Source organism: Methylobacterium sp. WL103 (assembly GCF_008039885.1).
Lineage (GTDB): Bacteria > Pseudomonadota > Alphaproteobacteria > Rhizobiales > Beijerinckiaceae > Methylobacterium > Methylobacterium cerastii.
On the sequence record NZ_VRUX01000984.1, the window covers coordinates 1 to 1,012 of the forward strand.

At 71.4% G+C, this 1,012-nt stretch carries 1 protein-coding gene and 2 pseudogenes; all 3 read left to right on the forward strand.

What is annotated here, in order from left to right:
* A pseudogene (locus FV222_RS27210) lies at positions 1-347 on the forward strand (nicotinic acid mononucleotide adenylyltransferase); the annotation flags it as partial.
* Positions 348-505: 158 nt separating this feature from the next.
* On the forward strand, positions 506-826 hold the full coding sequence (rsfS, locus tag FV222_RS27215) for a ribosome silencing factor (protein ID WP_348644124.1): 321 nt from the start codon (positions 506-508) through the stop codon (positions 824-826).
* 8 nt (positions 827-834) lie between these two features.
* A pseudogene (locus tag FV222_RS27220) lies at positions 835-1,012 on the forward strand (23S rRNA (pseudouridine(1915)-N(3))-methyltransferase RlmH); the annotation flags it as partial.

Below are 1,012 nucleotides of genomic sequence, written 5' to 3' on the forward strand. Positions count from 1 at the left end.
GTGCCCGCTTCACCCGCGACACCCTGCGCTGGCTGGCGCGGCGGCGGCCGGGCGTCCGCTTCGTCTGGATCATGGGGGCCGACTCGCTGGCGAGCTTCCACCGTTGGAAGGGCTCCGCCGAGATCATGCGGCTGATGCCGGTGGCTGTGATCGACCGGCCCGGCCATACGCTCAGCGCCCCGAGCGCGCGGGCCGCGCGGCGGTTCTCCGCCGCCCGGATCCCCGAGTCGGACGCCTCCGCCCTGCCGGATATGCCCCCCCCGGCCTGGGTCTTCCTGCACGGCCCGCGCTCGCATCTCTCCTCGACGCAGATCCGCGATGCGAGCCGCGGCGGCGGGGAACCTTGAATTACCGGCCGGAACCGGCCAAAGTCCGCGGTTCTACGAACGTGCGCGCCGCCGCTGCCGCTATCCGAGGAATCAGGACGCTGTCCGAGTCGCTCCACACGGGAACCCAGGGTTCCGAGACCGCTGCCCTGGCCAGGGTCGAAGACCTGAGGACGCTCGTGCTCGGGTGTCTCGACGAGATGAAGGCCGAGGAGACGATCGCCATCGATCTCGCCGGCAAGACCTCGATCGCCGACACGATGATCATCGCGTCCGGACGGTCGCAGCGCCATGTCGGCTCGATCGCCGACCACATCACGCAGGAGATGAAGGCCAAGTCCTTCGGCACCGCCCGCGTCGAGGGCATGCCCGCCTGCGACTGGGTGCTGATCGATGCCGGCGACATCCTGGTCCACATCTTCCGGCCTGAGGTCCGCGGCTTCTACAACCTCGAGAAGATGTGGGGGGCCGACCGGCCCTCGGGCCTCTCCACCGACTGAAGCACGCCTTGCGCCTCCTCGTCGCCGCGATCGGGCGCGTCAAGACCGGGCCCGAGCGCGACCTGGCCGCGCGCTACCGCGAACGCGCGGCGCAGCTCGGGCGCGGCCTCGGCTTCACCGCCTGCGACATCGCCGAGATGGTCGAGAGCCGCGCGCGGCGCGCGCCCGACCGCTGCGCCGAGGAGG